This is a genomic window from Pseudomonas sp. MOIL14HWK12:I2 (genome assembly GCF_000510745.1).
In the GTDB taxonomy this organism is placed as follows: domain Bacteria; phylum Pseudomonadota; class Gammaproteobacteria; order Pseudomonadales; family Pseudomonadaceae; genus Chryseomonas; species Chryseomonas oryzihabitans.
This window is the reverse complement of the sequence record NZ_AZOA01000007.1, coordinates 63,861-84,569: the sequence shown is the minus strand read 5'-3', so window position 1 is coordinate 84,569 and position 20,709 is coordinate 63,861. Positions and strand designations below refer to the sequence as shown.

19 protein-coding genes are annotated in these 20,709 nt (G+C 68.0%); 10 read left to right on the top strand and 9 right to left on the bottom strand.

Annotation, left to right across the window (positions count from 1 at the left end; translation table 11 throughout):
• Window positions 1-2: 2 nt before the first annotated feature.
• The 8 genes from PSK12I2_RS0103520 to PSK12I2_RS0103485 all read left to right on the top strand — a co-directional run bounded on the left by PSK12I2_RS0103520 (window position 3) and on the right by PSK12I2_RS0103485 (window position 5,328).
• Window positions 3-1,013, top strand: coding sequence for an SIS domain-containing protein (locus tag PSK12I2_RS0103520; protein WP_037007512.1), 1,011 nt, complete (start codon window positions 3-5; stop codon window positions 1,011-1,013).
• A gap of 227 nt (window positions 1,014-1,240) precedes the next feature.
• Window positions 1,241-1,861, top strand: a complete 621-nt coding sequence (locus tag PSK12I2_RS0103515; protein ID WP_223855396.1) for a LuxR C-terminal-related transcriptional regulator — start codon at window positions 1,241-1,243, stop codon at window positions 1,859-1,861.
• Window positions 1,858-2,241, top strand: coding sequence for a curli production assembly/transport protein CsgE (gene csgE / locus PSK12I2_RS0103510; RefSeq protein ID WP_027597323.1), 384 nt, complete (start codon window positions 1,858-1,860; stop codon window positions 2,239-2,241). The genes PSK12I2_RS0103515 and csgE overlap by 4 nt, the downstream gene beginning before the upstream one ends.
• On the top strand, window positions 2,238-2,645 hold the full coding sequence (locus PSK12I2_RS0103505; RefSeq protein WP_027597322.1) for a curli assembly protein CsgF: 408 nt from the start codon (window positions 2,238-2,240) through the stop codon (window positions 2,643-2,645). The genes csgE and PSK12I2_RS0103505 overlap by 4 nt, the downstream gene beginning before the upstream one ends.
• A gap of 15 nt (window positions 2,646-2,660) precedes the next feature.
• Complete coding sequence (locus PSK12I2_RS0103500; protein WP_017641598.1) at window positions 2,661-3,500, top strand: CsgG/HfaB family protein; 840 nt, start codon at window positions 2,661-2,663, stop codon at window positions 3,498-3,500.
• 108 nt (window positions 3,501-3,608) lie between these two features.
• Window positions 3,609-4,055, top strand: a complete 447-nt coding sequence (locus tag PSK12I2_RS0103495) for a curli fiber surface-exposed nucleator CsgB (protein ID WP_027597321.1) — start codon at window positions 3,609-3,611, stop codon at window positions 4,053-4,055.
• Window positions 4,056-4,078: 23 nt separating this feature from the next.
• Window positions 4,079-4,999 (top strand): hypothetical protein, encoded by a 921-nt coding sequence (locus tag PSK12I2_RS0103490; RefSeq protein WP_256203940.1) that lies wholly within the window; start codon window positions 4,079-4,081, stop codon window positions 4,997-4,999.
• Window positions 4,996-5,328 (top strand): hypothetical protein, encoded by a 333-nt coding sequence (locus PSK12I2_RS0103485; RefSeq protein ID WP_027597319.1) that lies wholly within the window; start codon window positions 4,996-4,998, stop codon window positions 5,326-5,328. The genes PSK12I2_RS0103490 and PSK12I2_RS0103485 overlap by 4 nt, the downstream gene beginning before the upstream one ends.
• A 32-nt stretch (window positions 5,329-5,360) precedes the next feature.
• Here PSK12I2_RS0103485 and PSK12I2_RS0103480 read toward each other — a convergent pair whose 3' ends face one another.
• Window positions 5,361-6,314, bottom strand: coding sequence for a homoserine kinase (locus PSK12I2_RS0103480; protein ID WP_027597318.1), 954 nt, complete (start codon window positions 6,312-6,314; stop codon window positions 5,361-5,363).
• Between the two features lie 62 nt (window positions 6,315-6,376).
• On the bottom strand, window positions 6,377-6,667 hold the full coding sequence (locus tag PSK12I2_RS0103475) for a DUF2782 domain-containing protein (RefSeq protein ID WP_027597317.1): 291 nt from the start codon (window positions 6,665-6,667) through the stop codon (window positions 6,377-6,379).
• Window positions 6,668-6,778: 111 nt separating this feature from the next.
• Between PSK12I2_RS0103475 and polA the strand changes: the two genes are divergently transcribed.
• Entirely contained in the window at window positions 6,779-9,526 is a 2,748-nt protein-coding gene (polA, locus tag PSK12I2_RS0103470) for a DNA polymerase I (protein ID WP_027597316.1), read from the top strand.
• Between the two features lie 693 nt (window positions 9,527-10,219).
• Here the strand turns inward: polA and PSK12I2_RS0103465 are convergent.
• The 7 genes from PSK12I2_RS0103465 to PSK12I2_RS23585 form a co-directional block, all read right to left on the bottom strand.
• Window positions 10,220-11,020 (bottom strand): electron transfer flavoprotein subunit beta, encoded by an 801-nt coding sequence (locus PSK12I2_RS0103465; RefSeq protein ID WP_037007498.1) that lies wholly within the window; start codon window positions 11,018-11,020, stop codon window positions 10,220-10,222.
• Entirely contained in the window at window positions 11,010-12,245 is a 1,236-nt protein-coding gene (locus PSK12I2_RS0103460) for an electron transfer flavoprotein subunit alpha/FixB family protein (protein WP_027597314.1), read from the bottom strand. Before PSK12I2_RS0103460 ends, PSK12I2_RS0103465 begins: the two co-directional genes overlap by 11 nt.
• Window positions 12,246-12,462: 217 nt before the next feature.
• Window positions 12,463-14,454, bottom strand: a complete 1,992-nt coding sequence (gene dgcB, locus PSK12I2_RS0103455) for a dimethylglycine demethylation protein DgcB (RefSeq protein ID WP_027597313.1) — start codon at window positions 14,452-14,454, stop codon at window positions 12,463-12,465.
• Window positions 14,455-14,637: 183 nt separating this feature from the next.
• Window positions 14,638-16,698 (bottom strand): dimethylglycine demethylation protein DgcA, encoded by a 2,061-nt coding sequence (dgcA, locus tag PSK12I2_RS0103450; protein WP_027597312.1) that lies wholly within the window; start codon window positions 16,696-16,698, stop codon window positions 14,638-14,640.
• Between the two features lie 104 nt (window positions 16,699-16,802).
• Window positions 16,803-17,333 carry a DUF5943 domain-containing protein gene (locus tag PSK12I2_RS0103445; protein WP_027597311.1) on the bottom strand — a complete coding sequence of 177 codons (531 nt, stop codon included), beginning with the start codon at window positions 17,331-17,333 and terminating at the stop codon, window positions 16,803-16,805.
• A gap of 187 nt (window positions 17,334-17,520) precedes the next feature.
• Window positions 17,521-18,498 carry a dipeptidase gene (locus PSK12I2_RS0103440; RefSeq protein ID WP_027597310.1) on the bottom strand — a complete coding sequence of 326 codons (978 nt, stop codon included), beginning with the start codon at window positions 18,496-18,498 and terminating at the stop codon, window positions 17,521-17,523.
• 131 nt (window positions 18,499-18,629) lie between these two features.
• Window positions 18,630-19,616 (bottom strand): GlxA family transcriptional regulator, encoded by a 987-nt coding sequence (locus tag PSK12I2_RS23585; RefSeq protein ID WP_037007497.1) that lies wholly within the window; start codon window positions 19,614-19,616, stop codon window positions 18,630-18,632.
• Window positions 19,617-19,771: 155 nt separating this feature from the next.
• Between PSK12I2_RS23585 and choX the strand changes: the two genes are divergently transcribed.
• Entirely contained in the window at window positions 19,772-20,704 is a 933-nt protein-coding gene (gene choX / locus PSK12I2_RS0103430; protein ID WP_027597309.1) for a choline ABC transporter substrate-binding protein, read from the top strand.
• Window positions 20,705-20,709 lie beyond the last annotated feature (5 nt).

Here is a 20,709-nt window from a genome sequence, read left to right as displayed (position 1 = left end):
TCATGCTCGCAGAAGCCGCCGCCAGCGGCGCGGCGGTCGCTCGCCAACTGGCGACCATCGACCAGGCCCTGGCGGCGCTGGCCGACGACCTCAGAGCCCACCCGCCGCAGTTGGCGCTGACCGTGGCGCGCGGCAGTTCGGACCATGCGGCCAGCTATTTCGCCTACCTGGCCATGGCCCACCTGGGACTGCCGGTGCTGTCGCTGCCGCCTTCGCTGGTGACCCTGCGCCAGGCGCCGCTGCGCGTCGAAGGCCAGCTCGCCCTGGGCTTTTCCCAGTCCGGGCGCAGTCCCGATCTGATCGAGACGCTGTCCGCCCTGGATCGCTACGGCGCCCGCACCGCCGCCCTGGTCAACGAGATCGATTCGCCCTTGGCCCTGGCCTGCCGCCACGCCATCGGCGTGCAGGCCGGACCCGAACAGAGCGTCGCCGCCACCAAGAGTTTTATCGCCACCCTGGCCGCCGCGGCTCGTCTGATCGCCCACTGGCAGCAGGACGAGACCCTGCTGGCCGCCGGCGCGGCCTTGCCCGAAGCGCTGGATCGCGCAGCTGAGCTGAGCTGGGCGCCGGCGCTGCCGGTATTGCGCGACGCCGAGCGCTGCATGGTGGTCGGCCGCGGGCCGGGATTCGCCATCGCCCAGGAGGCCGCGCTCAAGCTCAAGGAGACCTCGGCGCTGCAGGGCGAGGCCTTCAGCGGCGCCGAATTGCAGCACGGCCCCCTGGCGCTGGTGGAGCGCGGCTATCCGCTGCTGATCTTCGCCCTGCGCGGGCCCGAGCAGGCCGGTCTGCTGCACCTGGCGCGGGACCTGCGCGGACGCGGCGCCCGGGTGCTGCTGGCCGCGCCGGACGAGGTGGCCGAGCGTGACCTGCCCCTCACCGTCGCCGGCCATCCGGACCTGGACGGCCTGCTGGCGATCCAGAGCTTCTATCGCATGGCCGCCCTGCTGGCCGAGGCCCGGGGCCAGGACCCGGACCAGCCGCGCCACCTGCGCAAGGTCACCCTTACCCGCTGAGGCGACGATCCTCGGCCCAGGCGCTCCGGCATCCGGCGCGCCTGTTTTCGCGCCTCAATCCGGAGAGCTAAGTCTTTGGAGCTAGCTGAGCCCGGCTGGTCGACGGGTAATCTGCCAAGCGGTCCACAGAGCCGTTAAGTCGCTGGAAATCGGTCAATTTTTTCTTGTCGCTCCCGGCGATTTGTCTCAGCGTTCGCGCAACGGATGATGAGACAGCCCATATGGACATGCGCGCGATACCTGCGAGCAAGGTCTGCCTGACGACAGGAAACGTCCTCCTGGCAGAACTGCTCAAACCCTTTCTGGAAGAACGCCACGGCATCGAGCTGAGTTGCGCCCGCGAGCTGGACGCAGCCGGCGACGCCGGCCTGGTGCTGGTCGATCTCGGCAGCGTGCCCGAGCCGGCGCTGGAGCGCTGGCTGGAAGGCCTGACGCCGGCGGTCACGGTGGCCTTTCTCAATGCCAGCGTCGAACAGGCGCTGCCCTGGGTCGAACGCTTTCCCGCCATCCAGGGCGTGTTCGCCCCCCAGGCCAGTCGCGACCAGCTGCTGCAGGGACTGGGCGCCCTGCTGGCCGGCGAGGACTGGCTGCCCCGCGCCATCCTGGCCCACCTGCTGCGCCGCTCCCGCGAGCGCCCCAGCATCGCCGCCGACGGCCTCACCCGCCGCGAGCGGGAGATCCTCCGGCTGGTCGGTCGCGGGCTCTCCAATGCCGCCATCGGCGAGACGCTGTGCCTGAGCACCCACACGGTCAAGAGCCACATGCACAACCTGCTGCGCAAGACCGGCGCGGCCAATCGCGCCGAGGCGGCGCTGCGCTTCCATGCCGGGCAGGACCTGCCGGGATGAAGGCGGTCTGGCTGCTGTTCGGCCTGCTGCTGGCCGGACCGCTGCGGGCCGAGGGCGAGCTGATCCAGGGACTGCTGGTGGACAACACCATCTCCCGCTTCGGCCACGACTTCTATCGCCATTTCGCCGACCGCCTCACCGACACCACCGACCTGGATTTCAACCTGGTGGTGCGCGAACGGCCGTCGGCGCGCTGGGGCAGCCTGGTCTGGGTCGAGTACGAGCAGCGGCTGCTCTATCGCCAGTTCATTCCGCCCAACAACAGCGAACTCAAGGATGCCGCCTACGCCGCGGCGGACCAGGTCCACGAGGGCATCACCCGACGCCGCCTGGAAAATCTGCTGCAGGACACTTTCGACATGGAAAAGGACGAGTTATGAACGCGCACGCCTGGAAGGCCCTGCCCCTGCTCTGCACCCTGGGCGTCGCCCCGGCCATGGCGACCGAACTGGTCTATACGCCGGTGAATCCGTCCTTTGGCGGCAATCCGCTCAACGGCACCTACCTGCTGAACAACGCCACCGCCCAGGATCGCCACAAGGATCCCGACCTGCGCAGCAGCGCCAGCAGCCAGTCGCCCCTCGAGCGTTTCACCAGCCAGCTGGAATCGCGGCTGCTGTCCCAGGTGCTGACCGACATCAAGGACGGCAACTCGGGCACCCTCTCCACCGACCAGTTCATCGTCAACATCGTCGACGACTCCGGCAACCTGACCGTGCAGATCACCGATCGCGGTACCGGGGAGATTTCGGAAATCTCCGTCAACGGCTTCAACCAACCCTGAGCACGGATGCCTGCCATGAACGCCTTTTCCCTGGCGGCGGCCCTGACCGCCGCCCTCGTCCTGACCGGCTGCGTGCGCGATCCCATGCCCGCCGAACAGAACGCCGCGCCGACCCTGACGCCGCGTGCCTCCACCTACTACGACCTGCTGGCGCTGCCGCCGCCCAAGGGCCCGCTGGTGGCCGCCGTCTATGGCTTCCGCGACCAGACCGGGCAATACAAGCCCAATCCGGCCAGTTCCTTTTCCACCGCCGTCACCCAGGGCGCCGGCAGCATGCTGGTGGACGCCCTGCAGGCCAGCGGCTGGTTCGTGGTGCTCGAACGCGAGGGCCTGCAGAACCTGCTGACCGAGCGCAAGATCATCCGCGCCACCCAGAACAAGCCGGACCTGCCGGAAAATCTGCAGCAGGCGCTGCCCTCGCTGCAGGCGGCCAACCTGCTGCTCGAAGGCGGCGTGGTGGCCTACGACACCAACGTGCGCAGCGGCGGCGAAGGGGCGCGCTATCTGGGCATCGGCCTGTCCGAGGAGTACCGGGTGGATCAGGTGACGGTCAATCTGCGCGCCATCGACACCCGCAGCGGTCGGGTGCTGGCCAATGTCATGACCTCCAAGACCATCTATTCCATCGGCCGCCAGGCCGGGGTCTTCAAGTTCATCGAATTCAAGAAGCTGCTCGAAGCCGAGTCCGGCTACACCACCAACGAGCCGGCGCAGCTGTGCGTGCTCTCGGCCATCGAGGCGGCGGTCGCCCATCTGGTCGCCCAGGGCGTGGAGCGGCGGCTGTGGCTGGTGGCCGACGGTCGCGATCCGCGGGATCCGGCGCTGACCAAATACCTGGAGCCGACCCGGCGCTAGGGATTAAGCCGCCAGCCTCGCGGGATTCGCTCCCTGGAGCGATAGCGATGGGCCAGGCGGCTCCGGACAATGCCAGGCGGAGAATCCAAGGGAATGATGGTGACAGAGATGCGCAGCCCAACCCGCGGCCTGATCGTGGTCCTTGCCCTGGTACTCGGCCTGGACGCCCTGGCGTCGGCCGCCGATCTCATGGAGACCGGCGACCTGGGGCAGGCGCCCGCAGCAAGGCGCGAAGCCGCCATCCGCCAGCTCGGCGTAGGCAACCAGGCGCTCATCGACCAGCGTGGCACCGCGCTGCGCGCTCAGGTCGCCCAGAGCGGCGCTGCCCAGGAAGCCCGCATCCTGCAGGATGGCACGGAACTGAGCGCGGTCATCCTCCAGGGCGGCTACGGCAACGTGGCGCGCATCGAGCAGGTCGGCAGCGGCAACCAGGCCGACATCCTGCAACTCGGCGTCCAGGGCAACGCCCGCATCGAACAGCACGGCTCGGGCCTGTCCAGCCGCATCGTCCAGTACGGAAGCAACCAGAACACGGTGGTACGTCAGTACCGCTGATGGCACTCATGGAGATCAGACAGATGTTTCTACTCAGGCCCCTGGCCGCCCTGACGCTGGCCCTCGTGGCGGCCAACGCCTTCGCCCAGAACAGCACCGCCACCGTCCAGCAGGATGGCAACAGCGGCACCATCACCCTGGACCAGAGCGGCCCCGGCAACAGCGCGTCGCTCTATCAGCTGCAGGGCGAAGGCAATGCGATCAGCGTGGTCCAGACCGGCGCCAGCAGCGCCACCATCACCCAGGGCGGCGATGTCTACGGCTACGCCCAGGGCAACGTGGCGAACCTGCGCCAGGAAGGCGGCAGCAACGTCCATACCCTGGCCCAGGACGGCTTCGGCAACCAGGCCAGCATCACCTCCGTAGGCAGCAACAGCGGCGCCCTGGTCCAGTCGGCCTCCAGCGCCCAGCTGACCCTGGAGCAGAATGGCGACAACAACCAGGTCCGCGTCGACCAGAGCGGCGATGCCGTGACGGCCACCCTCAGTCAGACCGGTACCGACAATCGCATCGACCTGACCCAGCAGGGCTACTCGGTCGACACCGTGGAGCTGACCCAGCGCGGCCAGGCCAATGCCGCCACGGTGCTCTCCTCCGGCAAGTTCAACGAACTGAGCTTTACCCAGGACGGCAATCGCAACACCCTGAACGTCAACCAGGCCGGTCGCGGCAATCGCTTCAGCGGCAGCTCCACCGGCGACGACAACCTGGCCAGCGTCACCGTCCAGGGCGACAGCAACCAGACCAGCATCGTCCAGACCGGCAACGCCAACGAAGCGCGTCTCGACGTCACCAGTGCCATCAGCACGGCCAGCGTCAGCCAGGTCGGCGACAGCAACCGCGCGAGCATCCTGCAGACCTCGGCCAACTTCAACGGCTTCAACGACAGCGCGCAGATCTCGCAGAGCGGCTTCGGCAACAGCGCCACCATCAACCAGCGGTGAAACCCGTCGCCTGGCTAATCGCGGCCCTCCTGCCCCTGGCGGGCGGCGCCGCGGCCAGCGCCCGCCTGGAGCTGCAGCCGCAACCGGCGGGCGCTCAGGTGGAGCTGTGCTTTACCGGCGAAGACACGCCCCTGCGCTACGAACTCATCGTCGAATTGCACGGCCCGGGGGGCGTCGCCCGCACCCGCCAGGCCGGCGAGGCCAGGTGTGACGGCTGCCCGGTGATCACGCGCCTGGGCGCGGCGCCAGGCAGCCTGATCAAGGCCAGGCTGAGTTGGCAGCGGCAGGGCCAGGCGCAGCCCGCCATCGAGCGACGCCTGCAGCTGTAGCTCGGCACAGAGGTTTCACGTGGAACCCCGGGCTACAGGGTCAGCGGCAATTCCAGCGGGGTCTGCTGCCGCGCCGCCAGGCGCTGCTGGAATTCGGCCGGATCATGGATCAGCACGTCCTGACCGGCAAAGGCCTGAGCGGCGATCAGGCGTGACAGCCAGAAGCGTACGCAGGCGACCCGCAGCAGCACCGGCCACAATTCGGCTTCGCGCGGCGTGAAGTGGCGGTCGGCGGCATAAGCCGCCAGCAGCGCCCGGGCGCGTGGCAGGTCCAGCGCGCCGCTCTCGGTGGAGCACCAGTCGTTCACCGTGATGGCGAGGTCATAGAGCATCCAGCCGGAACTGGCGTTGTAGAAGTCGATGACGCCCGACAGCCGGGGGCCGTCGAACATCACGTTGTCGCGGAACAGGTCGCCGTGCAGATTGGCCTCGGGCAGCGGCGGCTGCTCGCTCAGCAACTCGCGGATCTCCGCCAGGGTGCGCTCCAGCAATGGCCGGGCGGTCGCGTCCAGGGTCGGCGCCAGGCGCTCGCCTTCGGCCAGCATCCAGGCCAGGCCGCGATCACTGGCGCGTTCGATGCGTTTTTCACCCGCAGTAGCCCGGTGCAGATGGCCCAGCAGGTGGCCGACTTCGCTGCAGTGATGGGGATTGGGTGCACGCTCGTGGCGACCGGCCAGGCGCGGTTGCAGCAGCGCCGGCTTGCCGGCCAGTTCGCGCAGGGCCTGGCCATCCTGGGTGCGCACCGCATAGGGCACCGGCAGGTCGGCGTCGTGGAGGACGTCGAGCAGTTCGATGAAGAACGGCATCTCCGCCACCGGGCCGCGCTCCACCAGGGTCAGGACGAATTCGCCGCCTTCCAGGCTGATGAAGTAGTTGGTGTTTTCCGAGCCCTCGGCGATGCCCCGGAAATCCCGCAGCCGGCCCAGGCCATAGGGCGCGAGAAAGGCTTCGAGGGTGGGACGATCGAGGGGCGTGAAAACGGACATGACGGGGCCTGGCGGAGGAATGTGCGAGCGGCGCGCAGTTTACCGGTCCAGGCGCCTTGCGCCTACCAGCTGAACAGGCGCCAGCTGGGGACGTGCAGGGTCGGCTTGTCGTTGGCGGCGGTGCTGCTGCCATCGGCGGGCACCAGTTCGTAGGGCGCGCCATGCTTGGGGATGACCCGGGTGGACTGCAGCACGCCGCGGATGCGCGTCTCCTCGATGGTCTGGTCGCCGGCCTGATAGCGGATCACCTTGATCTCGTCAGGCAGGGGCTTTTCGCCCGGTGGCAGCGGTTCCGCGGCCTGGACCAGCGGCGCCAGCAGCAACGCGGCGAAGAGGAAGCGACGAGCACCCATGGTAACCTTTGACCTTTTGAACGGAGCGAGTGGTCGATTCTAGAACCCGGCCCAGTCGTCGTCGAGACTGGCCGGACAGACGCCGCACACGCCACGACAAAGGTTTAGACCATGAGCCACGCCCCTCTCGTCCTGGTGGACGGTTCCTCCTATCTCTATCGCGCCTTCCACGCCCTGCCGCCGCTGATGACCTCCACCGGCAAGCCGACCGGCGCGGTGAAGGGCGTGCTCAACATGCTGCTCTCGCTGCGCCGCCAGTATCCGGACAGCCTCTTCGCGGTGGTCTTCGACGCCAAGGGCCCGACCTTCCGCGACGAACTCTTCGCCGACTACAAGGCCCAGCGACCGGCCATGCCCGACGACCTGCGCGGCCAGGTCGAGCCGCTGCACGCCTGCATCCGCGCACTGGGCCTGCCGCTGCTGGCCGTCGAAGGGGTGGAAGCCGACGACGTCATCGGCACCCTCGCCCGCCACTGCGCCAGCGCCGAGCGCCCGGTGGTGATCTCCACCGGGGACAAGGACATGGCCCAGCTGGTCTGCCCCTATGTCACCCTGGTCAACACCATGAGCGGCAGCGTGCTGGACGTGGAAGGGGTCAGGACCAAGTTCGGCGTGGGTCCGGAGCTGATCATCGACTACCTGGCGCTGATGGGCGACAAGATCGACAACATCCCCGGGGTGCCCGGGGTGGGCGAGAAGACCGCCGCCGGCCTGCTCAATGGCATCGGCGGTGGCCTGGATACCCTCTACGCCAACCTCGACGCCGTGGCCGCCCTGCCCCTGCGCGGCGCCAAGTCGCTGGCCGCCAAGCTGGACCAGCATCGCGAGCAGGCCTATCTGTCCTACCAGCTGGCGACCATCAAGCTGGACGTGCCGCTGGACCTCACCTTCGAGGAGCTCAAGGTCGGCGAGCCCCATGTGGAAGCCCTGATGGCGCTCTACCAGGAGCTGGAATTCAAGTCCTGGCTGGATGACCTGATCCGCGACACCAAGCGCCAGGGCGCGCCCCTGCCGCTGGCCGAGGATGCCGCCACCACCCAGGTGGAAACCCATTACGACACCGTGCTGGAGCAGGCCGACTTCGACGCCTGGCTGGCGCGGCTGCAGGCCGCCGACTGCTTCGCCTTCGACACCGAGACCACCAGCATCGATGCCCAGCGCGCCGAGCTGGTGGGCCTGTCCTTCGCCGTGGCGCCGGGCCAGGCCGCCTATGTGCCCCTGGCCCACAGCTACATGGGCGCGCCCACCCAGCTCGGTCTGGAGCCGGTGCTGGCGGCGCTCAAGCCGCTGCTGGAAGACCCGGCCAAGCTCAAGGTCATGCAGCACGGCAAGTACGACCTCAATGTGCTGACCCGCTACGGCATCACGATCCAGGGCATCGCCTTCGACACCATGCTCGAATCCTATGTGCTGGACGCCACCGGCACCCGTCACGACATGGACAGCCTGGCGCTCAAGTACCTGGGCCACAGTACCATCCGTTTCGAGGACATCGCCGGCAAGGGCGCCAAGCAGCTGACTTTCGACCGGATCGCCATCGAGCAGGCCGGGCCCTATGCCGCCGAGGATGCCGACGTCACCCTGCGCCTGCACGAGACCCTCTGGCCCAGGCTGGAGGCCGTGCCGGGCCTGGCCGCGGTGCTGCGCGACATCGAGATGCCGCTGGTGCCGGCGCTGGCGCGCATCGAGCGCAACGGCGCCCTGGTGGATTCGGCGCTGCTCGGGGTGCAGAGCCGCGAGCTGGGCGAGAAGATGATCGCCCTGGAAAAGGAGGCCTATGAGCTGGCCGGCCAGGAATTCAACCTGGGTTCGCCCAAGCAGCTGGGCGAGATCCTCTTCGTCAAGCTGGGTCTGCCGGTGGTCAGCAAGACCGCTTCCGGCCAGCCCTCCACCGCCGAGGCGGTGCTGCAGGAACTGGCCGACCAGGACTTCCCGCTGCCCAAGGTGCTGATGCAGTACCGGCAGATGAGCAAGCTCAAGAGCACCTACACCGACAAGCTGCCACAGCAGATCAATCCGCGCACCGGGCGCATCCACACCAGCTACCACCAGGCGGTGACGGCGACCGGGCGGCTGTCGTCCAGCGACCCGAATCTGCAGAACATTCCGATCCGCACCGCCGAGGGCCGGCGCATCCGCCAGGCCTTCATCGCGCCCCAGGGCTATCGCCTGCTGGCGGCGGACTATTCGCAGATCGAATTGCGCATCATGGCCCACCTGGCCCAGGACGAAGGCCTGCTGCACGCCTTCCAGAACGATCTGGACGTGCACCGCGCCACCGCCGCCGAGGTGATGGGCGTGCCCCTGGAAGAGGTCAGCAACGAGGACCGTCGCCGCGCCAAGGCCATCAACTTCGGCCTGATCTACGGCATGAGCGCCTTCGGCCTGGCCAAGCAGATCGGCGTCGGCCGCGCCGAGGCCCAGGCCTATATCGATCGCTATTTCCAGCGCTATCCGGGCGTGCTGGCCTACATGGAGCGCACCCGCGCCCAGGTGGTGGACCAGGGCTACGTGGAGACCCTCTATGGCCGCCGGCTGTACCTGCCGGACATCCACTCCAAGAACCAGGGCCTGCGTCGCGCGGCCGAACGGGCGGCGATCAACGCGCCCATGCAGGGCACCGCGGCTGACATCATCAAGCGCGCCATGATCGCCGTGGACGGCTGGCTGCAATCGACCCCCGAGCTGGATGCCCGGGTGATCCTGCAGGTACACGACGAACTGGTGCTGGAGGTCCGCGAGGACCAGGTGGAGCTGCTGCGCGAAGGCCTGCTGCCGCTGATGAGCGGTGCCGGCGAGCTGGACGTGCCGCTGCTGGTGGAGTCGGGGGTGGGTGGCAACTGGGACGAGGCGCACTGATAGATGCGCCTGCCTGGGTTTGATCGCGGCCATGGCGGTCCGCCGATGCGGCCGCTCCTACAGGTTTAGATCTCACTGTAGGAGCGGCCCATGGCCGCGATTCAGACACCGTAGCTTGGAAACGGAACAGCCATTTCCATCTGAGGCTTGGGTGCCGCGCCTCCCCTCACCCCAGCCCTCTCCCAGAGGGAGAGGGGGCGGTTTGGAGTATGGCTTCGACACCGTGGCACCGTAGCGTGGAAAGCGGCGCAGCCTTTTCCACCTGAGACTCAGGTGCCAAGGGTGCCCTCACCCCGGCCCTCTCCCTGAGGGAGAGGGGGCGGTTTGGAGCGTGGCTTCGACACCGTGGCACCGTAGCGTGGAAAACGGCGTAGCCTTTTCCACTTGAGGCTTGGGTGCCGGGGCTTCCCTCACCCCAGCCCTCTCCCGGAGGGAGAGGGGATGGTTTGGAGCGTGGCTTCGACACCGTGGCTCTGTAGCGTGGAAAACGGCGCAGCCTTTTCCACCTGAAACTCAGGTGCCAAGGGTGCCCTCACCCCAGCCCTCTCCCAGGGGGAGAGGGGGCGGTTTGGAGCGTGGCTTCGACACCGTGGCACCGTAGCGTGGAAAACGGCGCAGCCTTTTCCACTTGAAACTCGGGTGCCAAGGGGGCCCTCACCCCGGCCCTCTCCCAGGGGGAGAGGGGGTAAAGCCTCAGCGCACCACGCCTTCCTCGCGCAATACCTTGAAGATGGCGGCCGCGGCCGCTTCCGGGGTCAGGTCTTTGAGGACCTGGCCGCCGTCGCCGGAGGCCTTGGCCGTGGCGGCCTTGAAGCGGTCGGCGGCGGTCTTGGCCTTGATCACCTTGAGGCGCTTGGGGCGGGCCTTGGCGGGCTGCAATTCGCCGCTGTCGAACAGGCTGTCCTGCACGATCTCGGTGGTCTCCACCTGCAGCTCGCCCCGCCGGGCCGGGCCGAAGGCGCTTTGTCGTGGCGCCGGGGCGGCGCTGTCGACGCTGGCGACGAAGGGCAGCCGTACCCGCAGCCGACGGCGCTGACCACGCGGCAGGGCCTGGAGTACGGTCGCCTGGCCACCTTCCACGGCTTCCACCGCGGCGAGGCCGACCACCAGCGGCCAGCCAAGGGTCTCGGCCAGCAGATAGGGCAGCAGGCCCGAACCCTCGCCGGTTTCCGCCTGGCTGCCGGTCAGCACCAAGCCGGCGCCAACGTCGCGCAGGGTATCGCCGAGGGCTGGCAGGGCATCGGCGCCTGGCGGTTGTTCCAGTACGTGCAGGGCCGGCACGCCCATGCCCAGATAGCCGCGCAGGGCCTCTTCGGCGGGATCACCGGCGTGCAGCACGCGCAGCTTGTCGCCCACCAGGCGCAGGCCCAGTTCGACGGCGCGGGCATCCTGCTCCGCCCGCCGGGCCCGCCCGGAGGTGGGGTGGGCGCCGACGGAGACCAGGGCCACGACCTTGACGCCGTCCAGCGACGGCAGCTTCTGCTCAGGCGACATCCTGCAACTCCCCTGCCCGCTGTTGTTCGACCAGCCGCGCCAGGGCGGCCAGGATGGCGTCACCATTGCCGATCACCGAAAGATCGGCGCGCTTGACCATGTCGCAGCCCGGATTGGTGTTGATGGCGATGACCTTGTCGCAACTGGCGATGCCCTGCAGATGCTGCACGGCGCCGGAGATGCCCACGGCCAGATAGACCCGCGCGGTGACCCAGGTACCGGTCGCACCGACCTGACGATTGCGCGGCATATGGCCGTCGTCCACTGCCACCCGCGAGGCACCTTCGGTAGCACCGAGGATGGCGGCAGTGCTGTGGAACAGGCTCCAGTCGCTGATGCCGTTGCCACCGGAAAGGATGAATTCGGCCTCGCCGAGTGGAATCTGCATGGGATCCACGGCGACCGGGCCGAGGTCCTCGATGCGCGGCAGGTGGCGGGCGATGTTGCCGCCGAGGGTGACCGGCAGGACCTCGTGACGGGTCTCGCCGACCGGCTCCGCGCACTCCGGCAGGGCCAGCACCAGGCGCGGCAGCGGCTGCTGCAGATCCTGGCGACCGGCACCGGCGCGGCCGGTGGCCAGACCGTCCTTGACCTGCCAGACGCGGGTGGCGGGACGCTCGTGCAGGGCCGCGCCCAGGCGCCGACCCAGTTCGCCGCCACCGCTGCGGCTGTCGGGCAGCAGCCAGTGACGCGGCTGCAGTTCGTTGTCTACCGCACGCAGCGCCAGCACCCGCTGTTCGGGGGCATAGCCCTGGAATTGCTCGCCGTCCAGATGCAGCAGGCGATCCACGCCGGCGGTATCGAAGGCGGTTTCCTTGACCTCGCCGAAGACCACCGCCAGCACGGCACCCTCGGCGCCGGCCAGTTGCCGGGCCAGGCCCAGCAGGTCACGGTCGTGGGCGGTCAGGCGACCGCTGACCAGGTCCGGAACCACGGCGATGTGGAAGGCCGGCTCGGCGATGCGGTGCAGCGGCAGCTGTTCTTCCACCGCCTGGGCGGCGCCACGGCGGCCGCCGCCCTGCTGGGCGCCGCTGCGATCGATCCGCTTGACGCCCTGGGGGCCGACGAAACCGGCCGCCGCGGCATGGGGATTCTTGCGGACCAGGCCATTGGGGCCCATCCAGCGGACTTCGGCCTCGGCGCTGCTGGCGATACTGGCGTGCAGCGGATGCAGACGGTTGCGCGCGATCCACTCGCGGCGCGGATCGCGACGGATGATGCTCATGCTGGGCGCTCCGTTTGGAAATGGCCGGTGAGGTGCGCGGTGGGCCCCTCACCCCATCCCTCTCCCCTGAGGGGACCGGGGGTAAAAGAAAAAAGCGGCAGGCCTGCCAGATGGCTTTTCCCGGTGCTACAGGCGAACGCCAGAACTGGCCGGACACCGGTAGCCATCCCCTCTCCCCTCGGGGAGAGGGCTAGGGTGAGGGGGCTACCAAACCCACTCACGACAGCGCCTCCGCGACCGGCCGCCGCGCAGCCGCAGGCTTGCTGTCCACCGGCGCCTCGACGATGGCCTCGGCCACCAGTTCGGCGATGTCCTTGATCTCCGGACGCGGGGCGACCACGCCTTCCAGCATCAGGGTGCACTGGGGGCAGCCCACGGCCACCAGCTCGGCGCCGGTTTCCTTGATGTCGGCCATGCGCATGTCGGGGATCCGCTGCTTGCCGGGGATGTCGGTGATGGGGGCTCCGCCGCCACCGCCGCAGCAGCGCGAACGGAAGCCGGAACGCTCCATCTCCTTGACAGCGATGCCCAGCGCCTTGAGCACCGCGCGCGGCGCCTCGTACTCGCCGTTGTAGCGGCCCAGATAGCAGGGATCGTGATAGGTGATGGTGGCGCCCTGCTCGGCCAGGGCGTGCTGCCCGAGGTGCAGGGTGCCGCGGCTGAGCAGGGTCTCGATGAAGGTGCTGTGGTGCTGCACCTGGTAGTTGCCGCCCAGGGCGCCGTATTCGTTCTTGAGCACGTGGAAGCTGTGCGGATCGCAGGAGACGATGGTCTGGAAGCGATACTTGCCCAGGGTTTCGATGTTGCGTCTGGCCAGCTGCTGGAAGGTCGCCTCGTCGCCCAGGCGACGGGCCACGTCACCGCTGTCGCGCTCTTCCAGGCCGAGCACGGCGAAGTCCACCTTGGCTGCCTTGAGCACCTTGACGAAGGCGCGCAGGGTGCGCTGGTTGCGCATGTCGAAGGCGCCGTCGCCGACCCAGAACAGCACCTCGGCCTGGCCCTTGTCCTTCATCAGCGGCAGGTCCAGGTCGGCGGCCCAGTTCAGGCGGCCACCGGGGGCGAAGCCGCCGGGGTTGTCGGTGGCGATGAGATTTTCCAGCACCTCGGCGCCCTTGTTCGGCGTCTCGCCGCGTTCCAGGGTCAGGTGCCGGCGCATGTCGACGATGGCATCGACGTGCTCGATCATCATCGGGCATTCCTCGACGCAGGCGCGGCAGGTGGTGCAGGACCAGAGGGTCTCGGCATCCACCAGGGCCTTGCCCTGGCGCGCCACGATCGGCAGGTGCGGACCGCCGGCGTGCTCGCCGACCGGCTTGCCGGGATAGGGCGAGCCGAAGTAGCGGGCATCGCTGCCGCCCTTGAGGCCGACCACCATGTCCTGGATCAGCTTCTTGGGGTTGAGCGGCTGGCCGGCGGCGAAGGCCGGGCACATGGCTTCGCAGCGACCGCACTGGACGCAGGCGTCGAAGCCGAGCAGCTGGTTCCAGGTGAAGTCGGCGGGTTTTTCCACGCCCAGCGGCGCCTTGGGATCGTGCAGGTCCAGCGCCTTGAGACCGCTGGAGCGGGCGGCGCTGGCGTTGTGCGGGGTGCTGAAGCGCTCGGCGCGACGGTGCCAGGCCAGGTGCAGGGCACCGGCGAAGGCGTGCTTGATGGGACCGCCCCAGGTCATGCCGAGGAACAGTTCGGACACGCCCCAGGCCACGCCCACCGCCAGCACCGCGGCCAACAGCCAGCCCCCGAAGTCCGGCGGCAGGATGCCGGCGACCGGCAGGGTGGCGATGAAGAAGCTCGCGGCAAAGGCCAGCAGACTCTTCGGCAGGCGCATCCAGGGGCCCTTGGACAGCCGCGCCGGCGGATTGCGGCGGCGCCTGGCGACGAACAGGGCGCCGGTGAACATGCAGGCGGTGGCCGCCAGCAGCGCCCAGCCGAGGATGCGGCTGTGCAGGCCGAAGCCATGCACCAGGATGGCCAAGAGCGCCGCCAGGACGAAGCCACCGGCGGTGGCCACGTGGGTCTTGGAGATGTACTTGTCGCGGTCGACCACGTGGTGCAGATCCACCAGGTAGCGCCGCGGCATCTTCAGCAGCCCGCCCAGCCAGTCGACCTCGGCCGGACGCCCCTGTCGCCAGAGGCTGAAGCGGCGCACGGCACCGATCACGGTGAGGGCCAGGGCGGCGAAGAGCAGGATGGGGAGGATGGTACTGAGCATTGCGGGTCTCCCTACGGGACCTCGGGTGGCGGCGGATCACCTCCTCTCCCTGGGGAGAAAGCCGAGATGGAGAGCCCGCTTTGACGCCAAGGCGTCAGCTGGGCCCCTCACCCCCGCCCTCTCCCTCAGGGAGAGGGGGCTGTCCGTGCCGACCGGACGTTGCGAACCCTCACGGGGCGTGTCTTAGAAGTCCTTGCACAGGCGCAGGGCGTCGTAGATGGCGGCGTGGGTGTTGCGCTGGGCCACGCAGTCGCCGATCCGGTAGAGCAGGTAACCGTTGCCGGTCTCGCCCAGCGCCGGCTGCGGCTCGATGGCGAACAGCGCCTCGATGTCCATCTGGCCCTTGTTGCGCGAGTCTTCCTTGAGGGCGTAGTAGAGTCCCTCGTCCGGGCGCACGCCGTTCTCGATGACGATCTGGTCGACCACGCGCTCTTCGCGGGCGCCGGTGTATTCGTTCTCCAGCACCGCGACCTTCTTGTCGCCCTCGGCGTAGACCTTTTCCAGCATCAGGTCGCCGGTCATGATCACTTCCTTGGGATAGAGGCTGCGGTAGTAGGTCGGGAAGGTGGTTCCGCCGATGGCCACGCCCGGCTTGATGTCGTCGGTGACGATCTCGACCTGGGCGCCCTTGTCGGCCAGGTAGTCGGCCACCGACATGCCGGTGAATTCACAGATGGTGTCGTACACCAGCACGTTCTTGCCCGGCTCGACCTTGCCCGAGAGGATGTCCCAGCTGCTGACGACCAGGCCGTCGGCGGCGTGCCAGTGATCGACCTGTTCCAGGAAGGGATGGCCGCCGTTGGCCAGGATGACGATGTCCGGGCGCAGGTCGAGGATGGTCGCCGGATCGGCGGCGGTGCCCAGGCGCAGGTCGATGCCCAGGCGCGCCAGTTCCAGCTGGTACCAGCGGGTGATGCCGGCGATCTGGTCGCGCTGCGGGGCACGGGAGGCCAGGGTGATCTGGCCGCCGAGTTGCTCCTGCTTCTCGAACAGGGTGACGTCATGGCCGCGCTCGGCCGAGACGCGCGCGGCCTCCATGCCGGCCGGGCCGCCGCCGACGATGACCACCTTGCGCTTGGGCCCGGTGGACTTCTCGATGATGTGCGGCAGGCCCATGTATTCGCGGCTGGTGGCGGCGTTCTGGATGCACAGCACGTCGAGGCCGTTGTACTGGCGGTCGATGCAGTAGTTGGCGCCGACGCACTGACGGATCTGGTCGATCTGCCCCATCTTGATCTTGGTGATCAGGTGCGGATCGGCAATATGGGCGCGGGTCATGCCGACCATGTCGACGTAGCCGCCTTCCAGGATACGGGTGGCCTGGTTCGGGTCCTTGATGTTCTGGGCGTGCAGCACCGGTACGTTGACCACTTCCTTGATGCCCGCGGCCAGGTGCAGGAAGGGCTCCGGCGGATAGGTCATGTTGGGGATGACGTTGGCCAGGGTGTTGTGGGTGTCGCACCCCGAGCCGACCACGCCGATGAAGTCGAGCATGCCGGTGTCGCTGTAGTACTTGGCGATCTGCTTCATGTCGTCGTGGGACAGACCGTCCGGGTGGAATTCGTCGCCGGTGATGCGCATGCCGACGCAGAAGTCGTCACCGACCTCGGCACGCACGGCCTTGAGCACCTCCATGCCGAATCTCATGCGGTTCTCGAAGCTGCCGCCCCATTCGTCGGTACGCTTGTTGACCCGCGGCGACCAGAACTGGTCGATCATGTGCTGGTGCACGGCGGACAGCTCGACGCCGTCCAGGCCGCCGGCCTTGGCCCGGCGGGCGGCCTGGGCGAAGTTGCCGATCACCCGCCAGATCTCTTCCGGCTCGATGGTCTTGCAGGTGGCGCGGTGCACGGGCTCGCGGATGCCCGACGGCGACATCAGGGTCGGCCAGTGGCCGCCGTCCCAGCGCGAACGGCGCCCCATGTGGGTGATCTGGATCATGATCTTGGCGCCGTGCTTGTGCATGGCGTCGGCCAGATTCTGGAAGTGCGGAATGATGCGGTCGGTGGACAGGTTGACCGAACTCCACCAGTGCTGCGGGCTGTCGATGGCGACCACCGAGGAACCCCCGCAGATGGCCAGGCCGATGCCGCCCTTGGCCTTCTCTTCGTAATACTTGACGTAACGCTCGGTGGTCATGCCGCCGTCGGTGGCATAGACCTCGGCGTGGGCCGTGGAGAGTACGCGGTTGCGGATGGTGAGCTTGCCGATCTGGATCGGCTGGAACATTGCTTCGAAGGCCATGACCTTCTCCTCGATCGGCTGGTGCGCGGTCTTGAGCCGCGCTCTTGCTCTGGGGTGTCGCTGGGTGGCGGCGAGCGGGTCGGCGGCCACCCGGGGGCGGGACGTTACTTCGGCCGGGTGACGAACAGGCCGTCGTCATGGCCTTCTTCGGAACCGCTGTATTCCTGGACGGTGACGGTGCGGATGGCACTGCCCTTGGCGGCCAGGATCTGGTCGATGGCGCCGGAGAACCAGCCGGTGAACATGTAGTCGACCTTGCGATTGACCTTGCCGTAGACGTAGACGAAGGCGGAATGCTTGAGCTTGACCTCGGCATGGCCGGTGTCCAGGTCGAGCTTCTGGGTCTCGAACAGGCCCCAGCCGCGCTGCGACAGGCGCTTCATGTAGTGCTCGAACACCGCGGCGCCGTGGATGCCATGGCACTCGGCTTCCTTCTCGCACCAGTGCCAGGCGGACTTGTAGCCGGCCTTGTAGAGGATCTCGGCGTACTTGTCGGCGCCCAGGACTTCTTCGATGCCCATGTGGTTGTTGACGAAGAAGTGCCGGGGTACGTACAGCATCGGCAGGGCGTCGGTGGTCCAGACGCCGGTTTCGTCGTCGACCTGGATGGGCATTTCGGGGGCGTGGCTGGCCATGTGTGGAGCTCCGATTCGCTAATACGTATCTAAAAAAGGTGTGGGTGAATGCCTTTGGAGCCGTAGCGAGCGCGCCGCTGGCAAGGAGCCCCGCAGCGCCAGGTGAGAGCGGTACCGAGGTACGGCGAACCTGGCGCGAGGACGCGACGCCGCTAGCGGTGTGCGCAGTAGGCTCCAGAGGTATTCACTACTCGCCCCAGACTTCGCCGAGGATGCGCATCCAGTTCTCGCCCATGACCTTGCGCACGGTGCGCTCGGGCATGCCGCGCTTGAGCAGGGTCTCGGTCAGGTTGGGGAATTCGCCCACGGTGCGGATGCCCAGCGGGTTGACGATCTTGCCGAAGTTGGTCAGGCGACGGGCGTAGCCCTTGTCATGGGTCAGCCACTCGAAGAAGTCATGGCCGTGGCCCTGGGTGAAGTCGGTACCGATGCCGATGGAGTCTTCACCCACCAGGTTCATCACGTACTCGATGGCCTCGGCGTAGTCGTCGATGGTTGAGTCGATGCCCTTGGCCAGGAAGGGGGCGAACATGGTCACGCCGACGAAGCCGCCGTGGTCGGCGATGAACTTGAGTTCCGCGTCCGACTTGTTGCGCGGATGCTCCTTCAGGCCGGACGGCAGGCAGTGGGAGTAGCAGACCGGCTTCTTGGATTCGAGGATGACTTCCTCGCTGGTCTTGGAGCCGACGTGGGAGAGGTCGCACATGATGCCGACGCGGTTCATCTCGGCGACGATCTCGCGACCGAAGCCGGACAGGCCGCCGTCACGCTCGTAGCAGCCGGTGCCCACCAGGTTCTGGGTGTTGTAGCACATCTGCACGATGCCCACGCCGAGCTGCTTGAAGATCTCGACGTAGCCGATCTGGTCTTCGAAGGCATGGGCGTTCTGGAAGCCGAACAGGATGCCGGTCTTGCCCTGGGCCTTGGCCTGGCGGATCTCGGCGGTGGTGCGCACCTGGACCACCAGGTCGCTGCACTCGCGGATCAGCTTCTGGCTCGCGGCGATGTTGTTGACCGTGGCCTGGAAGCCCTCCCATACCGAGACGGTGCAGTTGGCGGCGGTCAGGCCACCCTTGCGCATGTCTTCGAAGAGTTCGCGGTTCCACTTGGCGATGATCAGCCCGTCGATGACGATGCTGTCGGCGTGGAGTTCGGTGGCATTCATGACGGGCTCCGGCGTTGGTCTCGCGCCGGAACGGGTGCCGGCGATTCGAGGCCAGCATAGCCCCGGGGTCCTGGCCGACCGGATGCAAAAACGACAGGGGTATCACCAGAAGCGTCAGTGAGCGGGTCGGCCTACCCCGGCGGCAGGCCGGCAGCCGCCGCCGCAAGCTCCGGCGCCGACGACCGGTGCGGTCGGTCTTCCCGCGGACTCAGGCCGAAGCGCTGGCGGTAGCAGCGGGAGAAATAGGACGCGGACTCGAAGCCGCAGGCCAGGGCGACGTCCAGCACGCTGGCCTCCCCCTGCTGCAGCAGCTGGCGGGCCCGGTCCAGGCGCAACTGCAGATAGAAGGTGGAGGGGGTCGTCTGCAGGTGGAGGCGGAACAGCCGCTCCAGCTGGCGGCGGGTCACCTGGATGCCGGCGGCCAGTTCCAGGGTGCCCAGGGGCGTCTCGGTGTGGCGCTCCATGCGCTCCACCACGCGGATCAGCTTGCGATTGGCGATACCGTAGCGCTGCGCCACCTGCAGCCGCTGGTGCTCGCGCGGCGGGCGAATGCGCCCGAGCACGAATTGCTCGGAGACCTGCACCGCCAGTTCGCTGCCGTGGCTGCGGCCGATCAGTTCCAGCAGCAGGTCGAGGCTGGCCGTGCCGCCGGCGCAGGTGATGCGGCCGCGGTCGATCTCGAACAGCTCGCCGGTCACCTCGAGCTGCGGCCAGGCTTCGCGAAAGGCCGCCACCGCCTCCCAGTGCAGGGTGATCCTATGGCCGTCCAGCAGTCCGGCACGCGCCAGCACCAGGGCACCGGTGTCGATCCCGCCCAGGGGATGGCCGTGGCGGGCGACCTGGCGCAGCCAGCTGGCGAGGCCGTCGTCGTAATGGGCCAGGGGCTCGAAACCGGCCACCACGAACAGGGTGGTGCCCGCTTCCAGGGCATCGAGGCCGCCGTCGACATTGACCGACATGCCGTTGCTGGCGGTCACCGCCGCGCCCTCGCGACCGAGGATGCGCCAGCGGTAGCTGCCCGGGCGAAAGCGGTTGGCCACCCGCAGGGGTTCCAGGGTGGCGATGAAGCCCAGGGCGGAAAAGCCGGGCAGCAGGAGAAAGGCAAAGGACTGCGGCATGGGTGGGGCGTCCTCGGTAACGGTTGGCTTGGGCAAGCAAGAAGGTCGCCAGGGTGCAAATTCCGGTCGTCGGGCTGCACATGGCGGCGGGGCGAGGCGCCTAGGGTAGAAGGCAACCGGCAGTCATCCCCGCCCGCCGCCCCAGGGAGTTCGTCATGCCCAACAAGACCCTCAGTGCCACTCTCCTCGCCTGCGGCCTGCTGGCCGCCACCCTTGGCAGCGCCCGCGCCGCCGATCCCGACAGCTGCCAGACGGTACGGATGGGCATTGTCGGCTGGACCGACGTGGTCGCCACCAGCGCCCTGGCCGAGGTCATGCTCGAAGGCCTCGGCTATGGCGTGAAGCCGACCACCGCCTCCCAGCAGATCATCATGGCGGCCATGGGGGACAAGAATCTGGATGTATTCCTCGGCTACTGGCAGCCGACCATGCAGCCGGTGGTGCAGCCCTTCGTCGACAAGGGGCAGGTCAAGGTAATCACTCCGCCGCTGCTGGCCGATGCCCAGTCCACCTATGCGGTGCCCGAGTACGTCTACGAGGGGGGCCTGAAGACCTTTGCCGACATCGCCCGTTTCAAGGACAAGCTCGGCGGCAAGATCTACGGCATCGAGCCGGGCAGCGGCGCCAACCGCGGCACCGCCGAGATGATCAAGACCGACCGTTTCGGCCTTAAGGACTTCCAGCTGGTGGAGTCCAGCGAGGCGGGCATGCTCACCGCCGTGCGCCGCGCCGAGAAGCGCAAGGAGTGGATCGTCTTCTTTGGCTGGAAGCCGCATCCGATGAACCTGCAGATCAAGATGCGCTACCTGACCGGCAGCGAAGACGTCTTCGGCCCCAACGAAGGCCAGGCCACGGTCTCGGTGGTGACCACCGCCGACTATCCGCAGCGCTGCGCCAACGTCCAGCGCCTGCTCAGCAATCTGCACATGGACAGTGCCGAGGTCAGTGCCGTGATGGCGCCCATCCTGGAGCGCACCGCGCCCAAGGACGCCGCCCGCGCCTGGCTCAAGGACAACCCGCAACGCCTCGACGCCTTTCTCCAGGGCGTGACCACCCGTACCGGCCAGCCCGCCGCTCTCAAGCTCTGATCGCC